Annotated in this window: 14 protein-coding genes; 9 read left to right on the top strand and 5 right to left on the bottom strand. The window is 72.5% G+C overall.

Annotated elements, in window-relative coordinates; all coding sequences use genetic code 11:
• Positions 1–10 precede the first annotated feature (10 nt).
• From PZE19_RS28280 to PZE19_RS28255, 6 genes are all read left to right on the top strand, one after another.
• Positions 11–979 carry a GDP-mannose 4,6-dehydratase gene (locus PZE19_RS28280; protein ID WP_277863955.1) on the top strand — a complete coding sequence of 323 codons (969 nt, stop codon included), beginning with the start codon at positions 11–13 and terminating at the stop codon, positions 977–979.
• 137 nt (positions 980–1,116) lie between these two features.
• Entirely contained in the window at positions 1,117–4,071 is a 2,955-nt protein-coding gene (locus PZE19_RS28275) for a sigma-70 family RNA polymerase sigma factor (RefSeq protein WP_277863954.1), read from the top strand.
• Between the two features lie 118 nt (positions 4,072–4,189).
• Positions 4,190–6,061 carry an APC family permease gene (locus PZE19_RS28270; protein ID WP_277863953.1) on the top strand — a complete coding sequence of 624 codons (1,872 nt, stop codon included), beginning with the start codon at positions 4,190–4,192 and terminating at the stop codon, positions 6,059–6,061.
• 115 nt (positions 6,062–6,176) lie between these two features.
• Positions 6,177–7,301, top strand: a complete 1,125-nt coding sequence (locus tag PZE19_RS28265; protein ID WP_277863952.1) for an alpha/beta hydrolase — start codon at positions 6,177–6,179, stop codon at positions 7,299–7,301.
• An 85-nt stretch (positions 7,302–7,386) separates the two neighbouring features.
• Complete coding sequence (locus tag PZE19_RS28260) at positions 7,387–8,142, top strand: hypothetical protein (protein WP_277863951.1); 756 nt, start codon at positions 7,387–7,389, stop codon at positions 8,140–8,142.
• Between the two features lie 390 nt (positions 8,143–8,532).
• Positions 8,533–10,035, top strand: a complete 1,503-nt coding sequence (locus PZE19_RS28255) for an MFS transporter (RefSeq protein ID WP_277863950.1) — start codon at positions 8,533–8,535, stop codon at positions 10,033–10,035.
• Between the two features lie 105 nt (positions 10,036–10,140).
• On the opposite strand, the gene PZE19_RS28250 is transcribed toward PZE19_RS28255, so the two are convergent.
• From PZE19_RS28250 to PZE19_RS28240, 3 genes are all read right to left on the bottom strand, one after another.
• Positions 10,141–11,682, bottom strand: coding sequence for a DUF5010 domain-containing protein (locus PZE19_RS28250; protein WP_277863949.1), 1,542 nt, complete (start codon positions 11,680–11,682; stop codon positions 10,141–10,143).
• Between the two features lie 199 nt (positions 11,683–11,881).
• Complete coding sequence (locus tag PZE19_RS28245) at positions 11,882–13,057, bottom strand: DUF1559 domain-containing protein (protein WP_277863948.1); 1,176 nt, start codon at positions 13,055–13,057, stop codon at positions 11,882–11,884.
• Between the two features lie 96 nt (positions 13,058–13,153).
• Positions 13,154–13,339: a hypothetical protein gene (locus PZE19_RS28240; protein WP_277863947.1), complete on the bottom strand. Its 186-nt coding sequence runs from the start codon at positions 13,337–13,339 to the stop codon at positions 13,154–13,156.
• Positions 13,340–14,019: 680 nt separating this feature from the next.
• Here PZE19_RS28240 and PZE19_RS28235 point away from each other — a divergent pair.
• Together PZE19_RS28235 and PZE19_RS28230 are read left to right on the top strand one after the other, a co-directional pair.
• Complete coding sequence (locus PZE19_RS28235; protein WP_277863946.1) at positions 14,020–14,706, top strand: hypothetical protein; 687 nt, start codon at positions 14,020–14,022, stop codon at positions 14,704–14,706.
• Positions 14,703–15,860, top strand: a complete 1,158-nt coding sequence (locus tag PZE19_RS28230) for a tetratricopeptide repeat protein (protein ID WP_277863945.1) — start codon at positions 14,703–14,705, stop codon at positions 15,858–15,860. The genes PZE19_RS28235 and PZE19_RS28230 overlap by 4 nt, the downstream gene beginning before the upstream one ends.
• A 58-nt stretch (positions 15,861–15,918) precedes the next feature.
• Here PZE19_RS28230 and surE read toward each other — a convergent pair whose 3' ends face one another.
• Positions 15,919–16,680, bottom strand: a complete 762-nt coding sequence (surE, locus tag PZE19_RS28225) for a 5'/3'-nucleotidase SurE (RefSeq protein ID WP_277863944.1) — start codon at positions 16,678–16,680, stop codon at positions 15,919–15,921.
• Positions 16,681–17,005: 325 nt separating this feature from the next.
• Here surE and PZE19_RS28220 point away from each other — a divergent pair, with 325 nt between their 5' ends.
• Positions 17,006–18,562 carry a dockerin type I repeat-containing protein gene (locus tag PZE19_RS28220; RefSeq protein ID WP_277863943.1) on the top strand — a complete coding sequence of 519 codons (1,557 nt, stop codon included), beginning with the start codon at positions 17,006–17,008 and terminating at the stop codon, positions 18,560–18,562.
• A gap of 156 nt (positions 18,563–18,718) precedes the next feature.
• On the opposite strand, the gene PZE19_RS28215 is transcribed toward PZE19_RS28220, so the two are convergent.
• Entirely contained in the window at positions 18,719–19,147 is a 429-nt protein-coding gene (locus PZE19_RS28215) for a hypothetical protein (protein WP_277863942.1), read from the bottom strand.
• Between the last annotated feature and the right edge of the window lie 43 nt (positions 19,148–19,190).

Here is a 19,190-nt window from a genome sequence, read left to right as displayed (position 1 = left end):
GCCGACCGCCGTGCGAGCGTTCGTGACGGGGATCAGCGGGTTCGTGGGCGGGCATCTGGCCGAGCATCTGCTGGCGAGCGGCGATCAGGTGGCGGGCGTCTCGGCGTCGGGCCGGTTCCCGGACGACCTGGCCGAGCTGGCGCGCTCGGTCCGCATCGAGCGCCTCGACCTGATGGACGTCGACCAGGCCGAGCTGGCCGACCTCCTCCGCCGCAAGCAGCCCGAGGCCATCTACCACCTCGCGGCGCAGTCGAACCCCCGGGCCAGCTTCGACGACCCCCGGGGGACCTGGGCGCTGAACCTGGGCGGGACGCTCAACCTGCTGTCGGCGGTGAAGGAGGCGGGCCTCGCGCCGAAGCCCCGGGTGGTGATCGTGGGCTCGGGCGTCTGCTACGGCGACCCGCCGCCGGAGTTCATCCCGGTCACGGAGTCGTGCCCGCTGCGGCCCAACAACCCGTACTCGGCCAGCAAGGCGGCGGCCGACCTGCTGGGCGTTCAGATGCACCTGTCCGACGGCCTCGACGTGGTCATGGCACGGCCGTTCAACCACGCCGGCCCCCGGCAGTCGCCCCGGTACGTGCTGGCGACGCTGGCGCACCAGGTCGCCGAGGTCGAGGCCGGGCTCAAGGACGCCGTCGAGGTCGGCAACCTGGACGTGGTCCGCGACTACACCGACGTCCGCGACGTCGTCCGCGCCTACCGCCTGCTCGCCCAGGGCGGCAAGGCCGGCGAGATCTACAACCTCGGCACCGGCCGCGGCCTGAAGCTGACCGACGCCCTCGACCGCTTCCTCGCCCTGGCCACGAAGCCCATCGCGGTCCGCATCGACCCCGCCCGCGTCCGCGCCGTCGACCTCCCCTACCTCGTCGCCGACCCCTCCAAGCTCCGCGCCGCCGTCGGCTGGGAGCCGGTCTTCCCCATCGACCAGACCCTCGCCGACATGCTCGCCGACGCCCGCCGGCGCGTCGCCGGGGGCTGATCGGGCGGGCCCACGCCCCGCGAGGGGGAAAAGGCGTATCAAGTCGGGGCCCGGCGACCATTCCTCTTCGGTGGAACGGCGAGGACGCGGCGGCCGCGCCTCGCTCCCGTCCCGACCGGCCGAGGGAGCCCGATCCGATGCCCCGAGAACTCTCCGCCCGCCCGACGCCCCTCCTGCTCCGCCTCCTCGACGAGGGTGCCGTCTCGGCCCTGACCGACGCGCAGCTCGTCGAGCGATTCGCCGCGGGCCGGGACCCCGAGGCGTTCGCCGCGCTCGTGGCGCGGCACGGCCCCCTGGTCATGGGGGCCTGCCGCGGCGTGCTGGACGCCGCCGACGCCGAGGACGCCTTCCAGGCGACGTTCCTCGTCCTCCTGAAGCGCATCGGGACCTTCCCCGTCGGGCCGTCGCTCGGGGGCTGGCTGTACCGGGTCGCCCGTCGCGTCGCTCGGCAAGACCGCCTTTCTCAGGCCCGCCGCCGGCGTCGCGAGGCGTCGCGGCCGGGTCCGGAGGCGGGGTCGGGGGCCGACGCCGAACGGTCGGAATTGCTCGCCGTGATCCGCCAGGAGGTCGGCCGCCTTCCCGAGCGGTATCGGGCGGCGATCGTGCTCTGCGACCTCGAGGGGCTGACCCGCGAGCAGGCCGCGGCGGTGCTCGGCTGCCCGGCGGGGACGGTCGGGGGCCGCCTCGCCCGCGCGAGGCGGAAGCTCCGCGACGGTCTCGCACGCCGCGGCGTCGACCCCGCGACGGCGTTCCCGACGCCGTTCGCCCCCGCCCTCGCGGTCGCCCGGCGGGCCGCGTTCGAGGCGGCGTCCTCGCTCGCGGCGGGCGCGCGTCCGACGCCCGCCGTCGCCGCCCTCGCCGCCCGGGCTGTGGCGCCGTGGGCCGCCCTCAAGTCGGCCGCCGCCCTGACCGTCGCCGCCTTCCTCGCGGGGGGACTGCTCGCGGCCGCCGCCCCGAGCGAGCCGCCGCCGAGAAAGTCCCTTCGGCAGGCCCCCGCGACCGCCCCTCCCCCGGAGCCCGAGCCCGCTCCCGACCCCGACGCCCCCGCGAACGCCGGCCGGTTCGCGGGCCGGGTGGTCGACCGCGAGGGGCGGCCCATCGCAGGGGCCCGGATCTACGTCGCGCCGCGCGGCGAAGGGACGCCCCGGGACCTCGGCCCCGCCCGGGCCCTGAGCCGGCCGGACGGCCGGTTCGCGTTCGAGGCCGCCGACATGACGTTCGAGAGCCTCGACGGCCTCCCCGCGCGCCGCGAGGGCCTGATGGCGGCCGGGGCCGACGGCTACGCCCCGGACTGGGCTCGCACCTGGGGCGAGGGCGCTTCCTCGTTCCGTTCCCACTGGGATCCGATCAAGGGCGCCGACCTGACCCTGCGACTCGTACGCGACGTCCCCATCCGCGGCCGGATCGTCGACCCCGAGGGGCGACCGGTCGCCGGCGCCCGCGTGCGGCTGGAAACTCTCACGATCCCGGACCGTAATGACCTCGACGGCTATCTCGTCCAGGTCCGGACGATCCTCGGCGGCGCCTGCAACGGCCGGCCGATCTCACCGCCCGAGGTCCTGCCGGGCGTCCCCTCACAGGTCGCGACCGACGCCGAGGGCCGCTTCCGCATGACGGGCCTGGGGGCCGACCGCGTCGCCTACCTGCGCGTCTCCGCCTCCGGCTTCGCCGACTGCTACCTGACCGTCGTGACCCGCGAGACCGCCGACGTGCCCACCACGGAACGGGACATGCAGGGCCGCCCGGCCCACACGACCCACGGCGCGAGCTTCACGGCGAGCCTCGACCGCGACCGCTCGGTCGCGGTCTCGGGCCTCGTGATCGCCGGCGACACCCGCGAGCCGCTCGCCGGCGTCCGGGTCGGCCGGGGCGACGGGTCGCCGAGGCCGGAGGACGTCGTCACCGGGCCCGACGGCCGTTTCACCATGCGGGGCATCCTCCCCGAGGAACTCGAGCCGGTCGGCCCGCTCCCGGCCGATCCGATGGCGGCGGCCGCCGCGCGGCAGCCGCTCCGGCTCGCCGCTGCGCCGGGGCCCGGTCGGCCTTATCTGCCCGCCTCCACGGTCGTCGACCGCCGCGACGGGGTGGTGATCGAGTGCCTACGGGGCGTGCCGTACCGACTGAAGGTCGTCGACGAGGCGGGGGCCCCGGTCGAGGCGACGGTGGACTCTTACGCCGTCTCGCCGAACCCCTACCTGGCCTCCCTGCCCCCGGGAGTCGTCGCAGTCGGCCAGCGTCCGGTCGGCCGGGCCTTGCGGACGGACCCGGGCGTGTACGAGGGGGTCCTGGCCCCCGGCCCCGCGGCGGTCCTGGTGCAGACGCCGAGCGTCCGCGGCCTCCGCCCGCCGTTCGTCGACCCCAAGGCGTTCTTCGCCCCCGGCAAGGCGGACTGGACCGAGCAGGAAGCCCGCACGTCCTACGGCGACGGGGAGTACCTGATCCTGGGTCCGAACTGGCATCGGCAGGAAGACTACGCGGCGATCGCGCTCGCGGACCCGCCCGTCGGCTCGGGCCCGCTGGAACTCTCGGCGACCGTCGTGCGCGACCGGCCCAGGACCGTGACGCTCCTCGACCCCGACGGAAGGCCCCTCGTCGGCGTCGTCCCCGACGGCCTGACCCTGCACCCCGGAGACCAGGAGCCCCGCCTCCGCGCCGCGACCGCCGCGATCTCGAAGCTCGACCCGGGGCGCGGCCGCCGCATCACGTTCGTCCACGAGGGGCGGAAGCTGGCCGGCGACCTCGTCGCCCGGGGCGACGACGACGCGCCCTACACCGTCACGCTCCAACCCTGGGCGTCCGTGACCGGCCGGATCGTCGACGCCCGAGGGTCGGCGGGCGTCCCGGAGAAGACGTTCCTCGACATGGGGACCCGTCGGAGGCTCGCCGCGGGGGACGACCCGGGCGTGGGCGTGCTCCCCGTGATCCAGGCCGACGGCGACGGCCGATTCCGCTTCGAACGCCTGGTCCCCGGCCGACGCTACGGCGCCGAGGTCTTCCAGAAGGGCTCGCTCGTCGGCACGGCCTTCGAGGACCTGGTCCTCCGGCCCGGCGAGGCCCGCGACCTGGGCGACGTCCGCACGGCCGGGCCGTGAAGCCGGCCCGGCGGTGCATGGCCCGGCCGCGGGGTGTATGATGCTCCGTCGCTCCGGGACGCCGACGATCGACGGGCGAGGGCCTCGCCGATCCTCGTCCCGGGGCGGGAGTCCCGCGATGGCGATCACCGATTATCTCTTCGGCCGGCGGCTGGCGACCTATGAGGAGGGCGAGCAGCGGGTGGGCGTCTGGGCCGGCATCCCGATGCTCGGCCTCGACGCGCTCGGCTCGGCGGCGTACGGGCCCGAGGCCGCGCTGACGCTGCTGATCCCGCTCGGCCCGGCCGGCGTGGGCTACATCGGGCCGATCAGCACGCTGATCATCACCCTGCTGCTGGTCGTCTATTTCTCCTACCGCCAGACGATCGCCGCGTACCCCCACGGCGGCGGGTCGTACACCGTCGCCCGCGAGAACCTGGGCGAGACGGCCGGCCTGTTCGCCGCCGCGGCGCTGATGCTCGACTACGTGCTGGTCGTGGCGGTCGGCGTCTCGGCGGGGGTCGGGGCGCTGGTGTCGGCCTTGCCCTCGTTCCAGCCCTACACGCTGGCCCTGTGCCTGCTGATCCTGGCGATGATCACGGCCGTCAACCTCCGGGGGACGCGGGAGTCGGGCGTGGCCTTCCTGGCGCCGACGTACCTGTTCATCGCCTCGCTGCTGGCCGTGCTGGCGATCGGCGTCGTCAAGGCGTGGCTGGCCGGCGGCCGGCCGGCGGCCGTCGAGGTGCCGCCGAGCCCGCTCCCGGCCGAGTCGGCGGCGGGGCTCTGGATCCTGATGCGGGCGTTCGCCAGCGGGTGCACGGCCATGACCGGGGTCGAGGCGGTGAGCAACGGCGTGGGCGCCTTCCGCGAGCCCGCGGTCCCCCACGCCCGCCGCACCCTGACGGCGATCATCGCCGTTTTGGCCGTCATGCTCGCGGGGATCGCCTACCTGTGCCGGGCGTACGGGATCGCCGCCACCGAGCCCGGCCGGGCCGGCTACCAGAGCATCATCTCGCAACTCGTGGCCGCCGTGGTGGGCCGCGGGGCCTTCTATTACGTCACGATCGGCTCGGTGCTCGCCGTGCTGGCCCTCTCGGCCAACACCGGCTTCGCCGACTTCCCCCGGCTCTGCCGGGTCGTCGCGCAGGACGGCTACCTGCCCGCCGGGTTCGCCCACCGGGGACGTCGGCTCGTCTACTCGCAGGGCATCCTCGTGCTGGCGGCCCTGTCGGCCGGGCTGCTGATCGTGTTCGACGGGATCACCGACAACCTGATCCCCCTGTTCGCGGTCGGCGCCTTCCTGGCCTTCACGCTCTCGCAGGCGGGCATGGTGGCCCACTGGCGGCGCGTGGGCGGGGGCCACGCCGGCCGGTCGGCGGCGATCAACGCCGCGGGGGCCTCCTGCACGGCCGTGACGCTGGCCGTCGTGCTGGTCTCCAAGTTCGTCGAGGGCGCCTGGGTCATGGTCCTGCTGGTCCCGGGGCTCTTGCTCCTCTTCCGGGGCGTCCGCGCCCACTACCAGGCCGTCGGCCGCGAGGTGGCGACCGCCGAGCCCCTCGACGCCGCGGGCCTGGAGCCGCCCCTGGTGCTGCTGCCGATCCGCGGCTGGAGCGCGGTCACCCGCAAGGCGATGCGGTTCGCCCTGAAGATCTCGCCCGAGATCTACGCCCTGCACATCGCCGGCGACGAGCAGGCCATGGCCGCCCTGGAAGACGGCTGGGAGACGCTCGTGAGGGCGCCGACCCGGGCCGAGCACCTCCCCGCGCCGAAGCTGATCGTCGTCTACTCCCCGTACCGGCGGCTCTACGGGCCGCTCAAGGAAGTCGTGTCGGACCTGGCGCGGGCCCACCCCGGCCGCGACATCGCCGTGATCGTCCCCGAGATGGTGGGGACGCGGTGGTATCACTACGTGCTCCACAACCAGACGGCGGCGCTCATCAAGGCCTACCTCCGCCTCAGCGGCTTCCGCCGGGTGGTCGTGATCAACGTCCCGTGGTACCTGGCCGGCTGAAGCCGCGCCCCGCGGCGGTCGCGCTTGTGGTGCGCCGGCTCGCGGCATACGATGATGAGGCGGGCCGACCGGCCCGCGAGACCGCCTCGCGACGAGCCGATTACGGGGACGCCCCATGCGCAGACTGCTGGCGAGCCGGAGATTCTGGACCGTCCTGATCACCCTGTCGACCACCCTGGGCGTCGCGGCCCAGGAGGCGCGGCGGAAGGGCGGCCGGCCCCTGCGCAACCAGGGGGGCGAGCCGCTGAAGAAGGTGCAGCCCCAGGGGGGCGACCCGCTCGCCCGCGCCGACGCGGGGAAGGCCGGCGCGCCGGGGACGTATCATTACACGTTCAAGCTCCGCTCGTTCGACGGCACGCCGCTGGCGGCCTCGTACTACCCGGCGAAGGTCGGCGTCAACGCGCCGGTGGTGATCCTGATCCACGAGCGGCAGCGGTCGCGGAAGGACTTCGAGGACCCGGTCCTGGAGTTCAAGGGCCGCGGCCTGGCCGAGCACCTCCAGGACGAGAGCTACGCCGTCTTCACGATGGACCTGCGGGGCCAGGGCCAGAACCCGCGGCGGGCGCTCGCGGCCGACGAGCGCGACGCGATGGCCGACGACCTGCAGGCCGCCTACCAGTTCCTGCTCGACCGCCACAACCGCGGCGAGCTGAACGTCGGCAAGCTCGGCGTCGTCGGCGTCGGCGAGGGGGGGAACCTCGCGGCGGCCTGGGCCCACCAGCCCGGGGCCGCCGTCTCCACCGAGGGGCGGGCCGGCGACCTCGCCGCCCTCGTCCTGGTCTCGCCCCAGCCCGAGGGCTCCGGCTACGCCCTGACGCGCATCGCCCCGCCGGTCGCCCTCCGCGTCCCCCTGTTCCTCATGGCCGGCGCCAAGGACGCGGCCTCGAAGGACGCCGTCGAGGCCGTGCGAAAGGACCTGGAACGGGGCCGCTTCAACAAGGTCGAGATCTTCCCCTCCCCGCTCCACGGCTACAAGCTCCTGCGCCTCGAGCCCGGCGCGGCCGAGGCCCTCGTCAAGTACCTCGAGGCCCACATCAAGCTCCGCGCCAACGAATGGGAGCCCCGCTACAACCAGATCCCCGTCGCCTTCACCGACGTCCAGACCGTCCGCCGCCAGGCCGGCGACAGGAAGGCCGGCGAGAAGAAGGCCCAGCCCGACGCCAAGGCCAAGCCCGCCGAGAAGGCCAAGGCCGACGAGAAGAAGGCCCCCGCCGACCCCAAATCCGAGAAATCCGAATGATCGAGGACTGGCCGGGCGGCCCGCTCGCAGCGACAATACCCCTGGATCTTACAAAAGTAGGACTCAGGGGCGGGGAGGCGTCGGGATGACGATGTTCTCGGAAGATCCGACGTTGCCGGCGGGGGCCTTGCTGCTGGCGGCGGCCTGCTGCTTCGTGGCCTTGCGGGCCCGGCAGGAGGGGAAGTACCTGATCTGGGGCCTGACGGCCCTGGGCCTGGCGGGCGTGGTGCTGACGGTCGAGTGGTTCTGGGTCACGGACGACGAGCGGATCGAGGCGGTGGTCTACGACCTGCGGCGGTCGCTCCTGGCCTCCGACGCCCAAGGGCTGCTGGCGCACCTGACGCCCGACGTCCAGTACGTGCAGGCCGGCGAATCGATGCCGACGATCGCGACCCGGGCCCTGATCCAGGCGAGCCTGGCCAACTCGAAGTTCGACGTCGTGCGGATCCGCGAGCTGCAGACCAGCGCCGGGCGGCGGACGCGGCGGGGGAAGGCCGAGTTCAAGATCTTCGTCCGGGGGGCCATGCAGGGGCCGGCGGGGTACAACGGGGCCGGTGCGGGCGACTCGGCCTGGTCGCTGGGCTTCGAGGAGACCAAGCCCGGCGTCTGGAAGGTGAACCGCATCACCCCCATCTCGCTCCCCTTCAGCCCGGCCCTGCTCGCCGGCCCCGCGGGACGGCCCCCCGGCGTCGAATCCTCGCGCGACGTCGACGCGAGCCTGGCCCCCTTCCCCGGCCCGTCCGAGCCGAGCCCGCGCCGCGGACGCGCCCGCGCCGACCGCGTGGACCGCAAGAGCCTCGGCCGCCTGCGCGAACGCTCCCGCTCCGACGTCAGCCGCTGAGCCCCCGCGGGCCGCGGCGAGGCCTCGGGCCGCCCGCTTTTCCCCGCCGGACGCTCTATCGTAAACCCCGGAGTGGGGGCGGGGCGATCCACCTTCTCCCCTCGTGGGAGAAGGTGGCCCGAAGGGCCGGATGAGGGGGACCCCGCCGGGCCGTCGGACCACGAGGCCGGTGGGAGGCTTGGACCGCAAAAGGGTCGGCGTCGGATGACGAGCCCCTCGTCCGGCCTTCGGCCACCTTCTCCCACGAGGGGAGAAGGTGGATCGCCCAGGTCGCCGGTGTTTTCGACAAAGTACCCGCTGGGGAGTGGGGGACGCGGGGCCGATCCTATAGACTGGCCTGCCGTGCCGCGCCGCGGACCTCCTCCCCATCGATCCGATCGAGGGCGCCCCATGCCGTCGGAGAACCCAAGCGCCCTGGACCGTGCCCGGGGCAAGGCGTATCGGCGGCTCCTGCCGCTCTTGTTCATCTGCTACGTCGTCGCCTACGTCGACCGCACGAACGTCGGCTTCGCGAAGCTCCAGATGGAGGAGGACCTGGGCTCCCTGGGATTCACGGAGTCGGTCTTCGGCTTCGGGATGGGGGTGTTCTTCTTCGGCTACCTGCTGCTGGAGATCCCGGGCTCGATCCTGGTCGAGCGCTGGAGCGCCCGCAAGTGGATCTTCCGGATCATGGTCTCGTGGGGGCTGGTGGCCTCGCTGACCGCGTTCGTGCACTACCGCGTGCCGGTCGTGACGACGGCGCTCGAGTCGCTGCTGGGGGCCGCGGCGGGGGTCGTCGAGCGGGTCTTCGGCGGCGGCGAAGGCACGGCCGCGGCGGCCCTGCGACGCCCGGGCTCGCCGTTCGTCGCCCAGTTCTGCCTGGCCCGGTTCCTGCTGGGCCTGGCCGAGGCCGGGTTCTTCCCGGGCGTGATCGTCTACCTGTCGCACTGGTTCCCGCGCCGGGACCGCTCGCGGGCCCTGGCCTGGTTCCTCATCGCCGCGCCGATCTCGCAGATCCTCGGGCCGCCGATCTCGAACCAGATGCTGAGGCTCGGCGGCGGCGGGGGGCTGGGACCGTGGGGCCTCTTCGGCTGGCAGTGGGTCTTCCTGCTCTGGGGGATCCCGGCCGTCGTCCTGGGCTTCGTGGTCCTGGCCTACCTGACCGACCGCCCCGCCCAGGCGTCGTGGCTCACCCCCGAAGAGCGCGAGGCGCTCCAGGGCGAGCTCGACGACGAGAAGCGGCGGCACGCGGGGTCCGGGCACTTCACCATCGTCCAGGCGTTGGCGCACCCCAAGATCCTGCTCCTGGCGCTGGCCTTCTTCCTCTGCACTTGCGGCAACTACGCCGTCGAGATGCAGATGCCCTCGATCATCAAGGACTGGTACAAGCTGGACGTCGGCACGGTGGCCTACCTGCTCATGATCCCGCCCATCGGGTCGTTGCTGGGCCAGATCTTCGTGGGCTGGAACTCCGACCGGACCAACGAGCGGCGCTGGCACGCCTCGCTGCCGATCGTCGTGGGGGCGGTGGCCATGGCCCTGATCCCGTTCACGAACCGGAACAACTACCCGAGCGGGAACCAGTGGCTGACCGTGGCCGCGTTCACCATGGCGCTGGTGGGGTTCAAGGCCTACCTGCCCGCCTTCTGGACTCTCCCCGGCCTGCTGCTGACCGAGACGGCCGCGGCGGCGAGCATCGGCCTGATCAACTCGCTCGCCAACCTCGGCGGCTGGATCGGGCCGACGCTGGTGGGGGTCCTCAAGGACCACACCGACTCGTACGACTCGTCCCTCTGGATCCTCTCGGGCGCCATGCTCGTGGGGGCGACGATCATCGCCAGCCTCGGCGTCGGCGGCCGCCCCGCGGCCGGCGCGCGCCCCGACCCCGCGCCGGCGCGGGCGGCCGAGGTGTAGGGCCGGCGGCGCGGGGGCGACCGAGAGGGCGAGGGGCGCGCCCGGCGGGTCGACTCACCGACCCGGCCGGATCATCCGCACGGCGTGGATCGGCGGGTCGACGCCCTAGAAGGCCAGGCGGAAGTCGGCGCCGCCGTTCTGGGCGCCGTCGAGGCGGGCGTCGGGGAGGTCGAAGCGGACGGTCTTCCACGCGTGCGAGCCGGTCAGGCCGGCCCGGGCGGCGGCGGGCTTGTAGGCGCCGTTGAGCTCGGCCGACGGGTCGTGCGAGTCGTACTGGAGGCCGAACGAGCCCGGTCCGGCGTCGTAGTAGTCGACCTCGACCGCGGCGTGCATCGAGCGGGCCCACTTGAAGCCGTCGTCGACGCGGAAATACAGGTAGCGGCCGCCCACCCCCTTCGCCGGCGCCCGCGAGGTCTTGCCCGCGGTCGTCGCGGCGGCCGAGCGGCCGTCGGCGACGTCGACCCGGGCCAGGCCCTCGGCGCGGTCCGTCGCGCCCAGCGCGATCGCGACCGTCGCGGCGTCGGTGTACGCGGTCCTCGGCCGGGGCGGGACGATCCCCTTCTTGAACATATCGACGTACTTGCGGGTCAGGTCGATGTACGTGCGGCCGTACTCGCGGGCCTCGGCGACCGTGGTCCCCTCGTGGAACTCGTTCCAGGTCTCGACGATCACGATCCGGGGCGAGCGGTTCAGGGCCTGGACCCACGCGCGCTCGTAGAAGGCGCCCCCCTCGCGGTCGACGACCAGGGGCTCGCGGCCCGGGACGGCCGAGTGGTCGTAGCCGGGGCCGATCTCGGCGACCCCCAGGAAGTTCGGCCGCACCGCGCCGCCCCAGGCGTAGACGTCGTCGGCCTTGACGTTCCACGAGACCTCGCGGATCACGTACGGTGCCGTCCCGCCGAACCGCTTCGGGAACTCGGCCTTGAGGAGGTCGATGCTCGACTGGTCGTGGGCCTTGGCGAACGCCGCCGAGTACAGGTCGACGATCGGCTTGCCGTCCAGCAGCGCCCAGTGCCGGGGCGGGATCATCGAGAAGAAGTCGCGGATCGTGGCGACGAACCAGGCCCGGCCCAGGTCGGTCGTCAGGTCGGCGTGGTAGCCCCAGCCGTTGGACTCGAGCGTCGAGGTGTCGTAGAAGAGGCCGACGGCCGGCGGCTCGATCCCCTCGGCCTTCAGCTCGTCGAGCGCCTTGACGAACGGGGGCAGGCCCTCGAAGCTCCAGAACATCCGCGAGCCCGGCGTGTGGTCGCCGGGGCTCCCCCAGAAGACCGGCAGGACGACGTCGATCCCGGCCGCGATCATGTCCTTGAGCTGGCCCTTGTGCCACGAGACGCTCTTGTACGAGAAGTCCCTGAGCGTCGGCGGGTGGGTGGTCAGCGCGTCGGAGCCGTCGTAGTCGACGATATGGGCCTTCGAAGGGGCGTCGTACCAGTAGAAATAGTGCGTCATCACGACCTTGTCGCCCGGCCCGAACCGCCGCGACCGGGCGAAGTCGCCGGGCTCGAGGTCGATGTTCGGCCCGATCGCCGGCGGGATCTTCCGCACGGGCTCCTGGGCGGGCGCCGGGACGGCCGCGGCGAGCGTGAGGAGCGAGGCGGCCGCGGCCGTCGCCCTCGCGAAGCTCCGGATCAGCGTCGATGTTCTCATGGTCGTCGGCTCCCCGTCGGCCGCGACGGGGGGCGTGGCGGGCCGACGATCCTGGCGGGAAGGTCGAGGCGGGAAGGCCGGCCCCGGGCGGGGGCCGACCCTGGCGCGATTATCGATCCCCCCGGCCCCGTGAGCAAGGGGCCGCCGACGGCCGCGGCGAGACGTCCTCTTCCACGCCTAGGCCGCGGCGGCGCGGGGCTCAGTACGAGTCGGAGGAGACGACCTCGCCCCCTTCTCGCGAGCCCAGCGCCCAGACGATGGTGTTGGAGGTGCTCGCCTTGAGGAACCGCACCGATCCGTCGCCGAAGGCGATGTTGCAGCCGCCGGAATGGTAGCTGCTCAGCCCATAGATCCCGGGCGCGTCGAAGTCGCCCCCCGCGGTCGGGAACTCGCAGTTCGGATAGGGCGAGTTCGGGGGCAGCAGGACGTTGCCCAGGGTGTATCCGAACATGCCGGTCGCCCAGGTCTTGGCCAGCCAGCTCCGGTTCGTGGACCAGTTCCCCGGCGACGTCGGGGCGTAGCCGGCGCAGATCGGCAGCCACTGCTGCAGCGCGGTGGCGCCGGCCGGCATGTTCAACATGGGGCTGCCCCAGGTGTCGGTGATCCCGGGGGGCGCCGAGGGCGGGGTGACCACGTCGGTGATCGAGAGCTTGTTCTCGTTGAAGTCCCCCGTCCGCCACTCGCCGAACGCGATCGTGTTCGAGGTCCCGTCCGTGAGGTTGCTGATCTTGAGGGCCCCGACCGAGTCCCAGGTGGCCCCGCTGAGCTGGGCCTCGCCGCCGCCGTAGTAGAAGATGCCGTTCGGAGAGCCGCTCCCCGCCGCCCCGATCCAGTGGAAGCTGGAGCCGACCGAGGCGAAATAGTTGTTCCCGGGGACCTGCTTGCCCGCGTAGGTCGCCGGCGCCTGCGGGGAGGAGGGGCAGACGAGCGAATTGATCATGACCGTGATCGCGGTCGTGTTCGCGGCGACGCCGTTGGGGGCGTCGTTCGGCCAATCGCCGTTGCTATGCGTCGAGAAGTTGATGGCGTTGTAGAGCGCCCCCTGCTCGAAGTAGGGGAGGAGCAGCGAGTGGGGGCTCCAGGAGCACCACGTCCCCCGCCCGGTGGCCGGCGAGGACAGGTTGCGCGTGCCCCCGTAACAGGCGGGATAGGCTTGCGTGGCCGACTCGTAGTTCGCCAACGCCAGACCGAGCTGCTTGAGGTTGTTGGTGCATTGAGCGCGGCGGGCGGCCTCGCGGGCCGACTGGACGGCCGGCAGCAACAACGCGATCAGGACCGCGATGATGGCGATGACGACCAGCAATTCGATGAGCGTGAATCCACGTCCACGCCTGCCGCATGATCGCGACGGGATCGCGTGATCACAAGCCTTCATGGGAGAATCCTCCAACGGAAATTGCGGATGCGACCGATGACGCAGCGGAGTCTTCCGGGTCCGGGAGAAGGGCGATCGTGAAGGATGAGCGGCGCGTCAGGAACTCTTCCCCGGATTGAGATCCTTGGGGGAAGCGTTCTTGAGGATGTCCTTGCTCGGGAGCTTGGGCTGGGCGGGGTTGGCGTCCGCCGGAGGCGCCGGGGCCTTGGCGATCGGCACCTCGCTCCCCGGTCCGCAACCGGAGGCGAGGACGACGGCCGCGATCAACGGTAAGACGCCCAAGGCTCGCATCGATGGCGATTTCAAGGCGTATCGCTCCTATGCAGGGGTGTGATCGAAACCCGGGTCGAGCGACCTGGGTTCGACCGCGACCGAGCCCTCGTCTCGGTGCTGCTTCGACATGCCGGCCATCCGGGCGATCTTGCGGGGATCACGATGGTCCGGCCGCGTTCGGAGGCCGATCGCGCGACACGTCACCGCCCCGAAAATCCCGCCCGGCGAGAGCGGGGATCGGGTCGTCGACACGGTGCCGGACGGCCGAAAGCACGATGTTGAGGCACGACCGCGAATCGGAGAAATGCACGCACGACGCTCCGAACATCCGATCGGAGGTGTCCCGAGAGTCTCCACCGGCAGGATGCAAATTACAAGCCCCCAGTGAGAGCTTGTCGATCCCTCGATGCTAGACATATCATGTCGTCTCCTTCTCTTGCAGGGACCGGTTTCGGGACGCGCCGCCGAGGCCTCTGCACGAGGTTTCTATGTCCGAATCGAGCCGGTCGGCCGCGGAAGGCGGCCGCCGCGATCCGGACGCCGGAAGGTCTCGGGGGTGACGGATGACCGACGAGCGGTTCGACGATGATCTTCCAGGCGTCGGGTCCGTCCCGCCCTCGATCGGCGAGTCGTCGCCTGGGACGGATGCCGGTGCGACTCGTTCGACCGCGCATGATCGATGGCTGCTTGTGTTGTTCGTCGCCTGCATCGCGGGGTTCGCGGCCTGGGGCTGCGGCGAGATGACGAACGGGTTCTTCCGGCCTTCGGAAGAATCGTCGGCGCGGCGGTTCGATTTCGGCGCGTTGAACCGCGAGCTGAGGATCGCCGGGACGAGGAACGCCGCGGTCTCGTACGGACTGCTGGGAGGCCTCCTCGGGCTCGCCCTGGGCTTGTCGGCCGCCCCCTGGAAAGGCCCCGCGGCCAGGAGCCTGGGCCCGGGCCTGCTGGGTCTGATCGCGGGCGCGGCGGGAGGCGTCGCCGGGTCGTACCTGGTCATCCCCATCCACTTCGAATACAAGGACCCCTCGGGGACCGACATGCTCCAATCGGCCCGGGCCCACGGCGTCATCTGGGGGCTCGCGGGCCTCGGCGCGGGCCTTGCGGTCGGCCTTTCCGGGCCTCATCCCGGTCGCCCGATCGCGGTCCGCTCCGCGCTGGGCGGCCTGATCGGGGCGCTCCTGGGGACGGTGGTCTACGAGTTGGTCGGCGGCCTCGCCTTCCCGCTCGACCGGACCACGGACGCCGTCGCCGCATCGACGTCCACGCGGCTGATCGCCTGCATCTCGGTCGCGATCGGGACGGCCCTCGGGATCCTCGCGTTCCGGCCTCCCGCGCCGGCTCCCCCGGAGGTCCCGCAGGCCGAGTCCGTCCCATGAGGCCGGCCCTCGGGGCGTGGCTTCCGCTGGCGGCTTCATGCCTGCTCGGATGCACCGCCCAGCCATCGCCCGACAGGTCGGGGGCCGACCTTGCCCTCGCGGCGACGCGCCTGGAGCAGGGTCGCGTCGATCAGGCTTACCGGATGCTGGGACGCCTCGAAGACCGGACGCCGGGCCTGGCTCCGGTCCTGAACCGGGCGGCTGTCGCATCGCTCCAAGCCGGCGCGACGCCGGCCGCGCGGCGGCTCCTGGAACGGTCCCTGAGGATCCAGGTCGATCAGGGCGAGGCCCAGAAGCTGCTGGCGGCGATCTACCTGTCCGGCGGCGACGAGGCGCGGGCCGTGGCGCTCCTCCAGCGAGCGGCCGTCCAAGATCCGAGCGACTTCCGCCCCTGGTACGCGCTGGGCAAGGTCTTCCACGACCAGGGCCGGTACGAGGAATCGGCGGGCGCCTACGAGCAGGCCCTGCAGCGGACTCCGCCGTCGTTCGAGGGCCGGGAATCGCAGTTCGGACGCGCCCGGGCGCTGCTGGACGCCAACCGAGGCGACGAGGCCGACCCGCTGATCGCCGAGCTGCGAAGATCGGCGTCCGAAGACGCGCGGGCCTTCTCGCTCGCCGCCCGGCGCGCCCTGGATCGAGGCGAGCTTCCGGAGGCCCTCGTGCTGGCGGACCGGGCCGTCGAGCTGGGGCCGACGTTCGACGCGCGCTTCGTCCGCGGCCGATTGAGGTTCCTCGCGAGGCGTCTCGAAGCCGCCGCCGAGGACCTGGAGGTCGCGGCCTCCTTGAAGCCGAACGACGTCGGGGCCCTGCAGCTTCTCGCTCAGGTGCAGGAGGCGCTGGGGTTGAAGTCGAAAGCCGCGGAGACGCTCGCGCGCTCCGAGCAGGCGAGACGTCGGCGAGAGTCGATCGAGGCGATCAGCCGGTCCGTCCAGGAGCGCCCGGACGACCCCGAGGCGCGATACCGCATGGGCCGGGCGGCCGAGGAGGCGGGGATGACCACCCTGGCGGAACAATCCTACCGGGCCGCGCTCGATCGGAATCCCTCGCACCGCCCGGCGGCCGAGGCCCTGGCCGGGCTCGCGCGCCCTCGGCCGACGTCGCCTTCCGGAGCCGGCGGCGTCACGCCTCCCGGACCGGCTCGGCCTCGGCCCTGAGCGGAGGCCAAGGGGCGGACCGGGCGTCGGACCGGGGCCGCCCCTTCGGGGGCGTCGCTCAGCTCTTCCAATCCCAGCCGCCGATGTCCTCGAGCAGGTCGTGGCGGGTCATGTCGAAGTGGAGCGGGGTCACGGTGACGTAGCCGTCGGCCAGGCTGGTGACGTCGGTCTCCGGGCCGGGCACCTCGCGGGGCGGGGTGTACGTCATCCAGTAGTACGTCCGCCCGCGCGGATCCTGCCGCTGTTCGAAGCCCTCGCCGTGGCGCCCCAGACCCATCGGCACGACCTTCACGCCCTTGGGCTCGCCCCGCGCGTGCGAGGGGATGTTCACGTTGAACAGCGAGCCGTTGGCCGGCTTGCTGGCCAGGATCTTCTCGATCACCTTCCGCGCCTGCTTGGCCGCGCGGGGGAAGTCGAAGTGCTCGGACAGCTCGAGCGAGACGGCGATGCTGGTGATCTTGAAGAACGCCCCCTCGATCGCCGCGGCGACGGTCCCCGAGTAGAGGACGTTGATCCCGGCGTTCGCCCCGCTGTTGATCCCCGAGACGATCAGGTCGGGAGGCCGGCGCATCAGCTCGCAGATGGCCAGCTTGACGCTGTCGGCGGGCGAGCCCTCGACCGACCAGCCCAGGGCCGAGCCGTCGTCGTCGTCGACCTGCTTGACCACCAGGGGGTTCAGGATCGTGATCGTGTGGGCCACGCCGCTCTGCTCCAGCGCCGGCGCCGCCACGGTGACCTCGCCCAGCTTCATCAACTCCTTGCGCAACGCCCGGAGCCCCGGCGCGAAGACGCCGTCGTCGTTCGTCAGAAGAATGTGCATCGTCTCGACTTCGATCCTGTTCTGGGGAGAGGGACGCGTGGCGAAAGCCCGGGACTCCAGCCCTCGCCGATCCTACCGGCCCCCGTCGCCCGCCGTCAACCGACCGGCCGTCGCGACCATGGCTGCGGCGCGGTCCCCGCGGAGGCTCCCGGCGGCGGATCGCGTCGACCTCCCCATTTATGAATCCGAGTTCATGTCGCCCCGTCGCGCAGGATCTCGACTCCCGCTTGGCCGACGAGACCCGGCCGCGGACCCGCTCCTGGATCGGGACTGCGGCCCCCGTCGGCCCAACCCTCACCATCGACGACACCTATGGAGCAACAACATGAGACTCTCCTCCCATGTTGATCCACGACGACGTCGGATCGGCTTGAACCTCGGGCTCGACCGCCTGGAAGACCGCACGCTGCTCTCCGGCGGGACGAGATTCGCCGTTTATCAGGGCCAGTTGACGACCCAGTCGAGCGACGCGTTCACCGTCCAGATCGACCGCCACGGCTTCCGCCCAGCCAGGGGCAACCAGGTGCTGCTTCGAATCGATTCGCGGGCCTCGGGCGGGACGCTCGACCCCGGGGCCGTGGACCTGGACTCGACCGGCCCCCGGGCCGTCCGGGTCGTCTCCGAGCGGGACGACGCCGGATCGGGCACGGACGGGATCACGGTGGCGGCGGCCGGGCCCGGGGCCCTGACGATCCGCCCGACGGCCGAGGGCGGGACGCAGGGCGGCTACGAGGTGGGCGTCTCCCTCGCCGGCGACGTCAACGGCGACTACCGCGTCGACCGCGCGGACCTGTTCGCCATACGGAGCGCGATCGGCCGGACGCCCGGCTCGACGTCGGCGCCCGAGGCGGCCGACGTCGACGGCGACGGCGCGATCAACCTCCGCGACTGGTCGCTGGCCTTCCGCAACCTGGGTGCGGCCACCTCCATCCGGCCGCTGGACCTGACCGCGAAGGTCGACCCTTCCGACGACCCCGACGGCGACCGAACGGTGGACGAGGACGTCGCGGAGACCGACCTGATCGGCACGGCCGCCCCGGGCTCGACGATCCGGCTCGACGTCGGCGGCGACGGGACGTTCGACGCGACGACCACCGCCGCGGCCGACGGCTCCTACCGCTTCGCCGTCCCGCTGAACCTCGGCGTCAACCCGTTCGCGATCCAGGCCCGGGGCCCGGACGGCCAGGTCGCCTCGACGAGCCTCTCCGTCACCCGCGGCCCGGTCGCCGACGCCGTGACGAGGTCGTACGACTTCGCCCAGGGCGCCCAGGGCTGGACCGCCGACTTCGCCGACCTCCCGGTCGACCCGAACGACACCTACGAGCTGGATTCCGGCATCCGCGACCTGCCTTCGGAGCTGGACGGCGACGGGACCGGCTACCTGCTGCAGAGCCACAACCGCTCCGACGACGTCTTCATGTTCCTGACCCGCAAGCTGACCTCGGCCGACGGGATCGTCGCGGGCCAGGAGTATCAGGTCGAGTTCACCCTCAAGTTCGCCTCCAACGCGCCCAGCGGCGGGGTCGGGGCGGGCGGCGCGCCGGGCGAGGCGGTGGTCCTGAAGGCCGGCGCGTCGACGATCGAGCCGACGACCGTCGTGCAAAACGGCTACGACCGCCTGAACGTCGACAAGGGGAACAACTCCGAAGGCGGAACGGCGGCTTCGGTGGCCGGGAACATCGCCAACGGCCTGCAGCCGCAGGACGGCCAGGCGAGCGTCCCCTACGTCTCGCTGAGCCGGGAGCACACCCACACGGCCACCGTGAAGGCCGACGCCCAGGGGAACCTCTGGCTGATCGTGGGCACCGATTCGGGCTACGAGGGGATCACCGCGGTCTACTTCCAGAGCATCGCGGTCACGCTCACGCCCGTCACGACGTGATGATGGCACGTCGCGGGCCGATCCGCACATGACCCCTCCGCGGGAGGAGGCGTCCTGGAAGGCCGACGAGGGGCGCGAGGCCGGAAGCCGTCGCGCAAACCACCCCTCGGCCGGTCGCCCCGGCCGCCTCCGCCCGCAAGGGGCTTTTCCCTTCGATTACCGGAGGCGGCGGTTGCGTGGGCCGCTCGACTCACGCCGGAACGTCTCGACGGCGGCCCCGGCCGCGCCTCCCTGGGCGCCGCACGCGACGGCGACGACGGCGTCGCCCCACCAACCCGCCCACACATGAACGTTCAGGGCTTGGCTGACGAACGGGCCCGCCGCCAGGCCCGCGAGGATCCCCGCCCAGACGAGCGGCCCCCAGACCTCGCGCCGCATGCGAGCGACGCCCAGCGCCAGACCGAATAGGCCCCCCAACGGCGCCCCGATGAAAAGGCCGCCGAAGTATTGCCCCATGCCCGCTTGCCAGGGCTCGCCGCCCGGCTTCTGCCCCCAGGCCACGAGGTACACCGCCGCGGAGAAACCCAGCACGACCCCCAGCGCCGTCGAGCCGACGACCCGAAGCGCGTTCTGCAGGAGCCACATGGCGATCCGTCCCGCGACCGGCGCGACGTCTCTTCGCCCCAGT

This window comes from Paludisphaera mucosa (genome assembly GCF_029589435.1).
Lineage (GTDB): Bacteria > Planctomycetota > Planctomycetia > Isosphaerales > Isosphaeraceae > Paludisphaera > Paludisphaera mucosa.
Note: the sequence above shows the minus strand (reverse complement) of the source record. Positions and strands in the feature narration are given on the sequence as shown.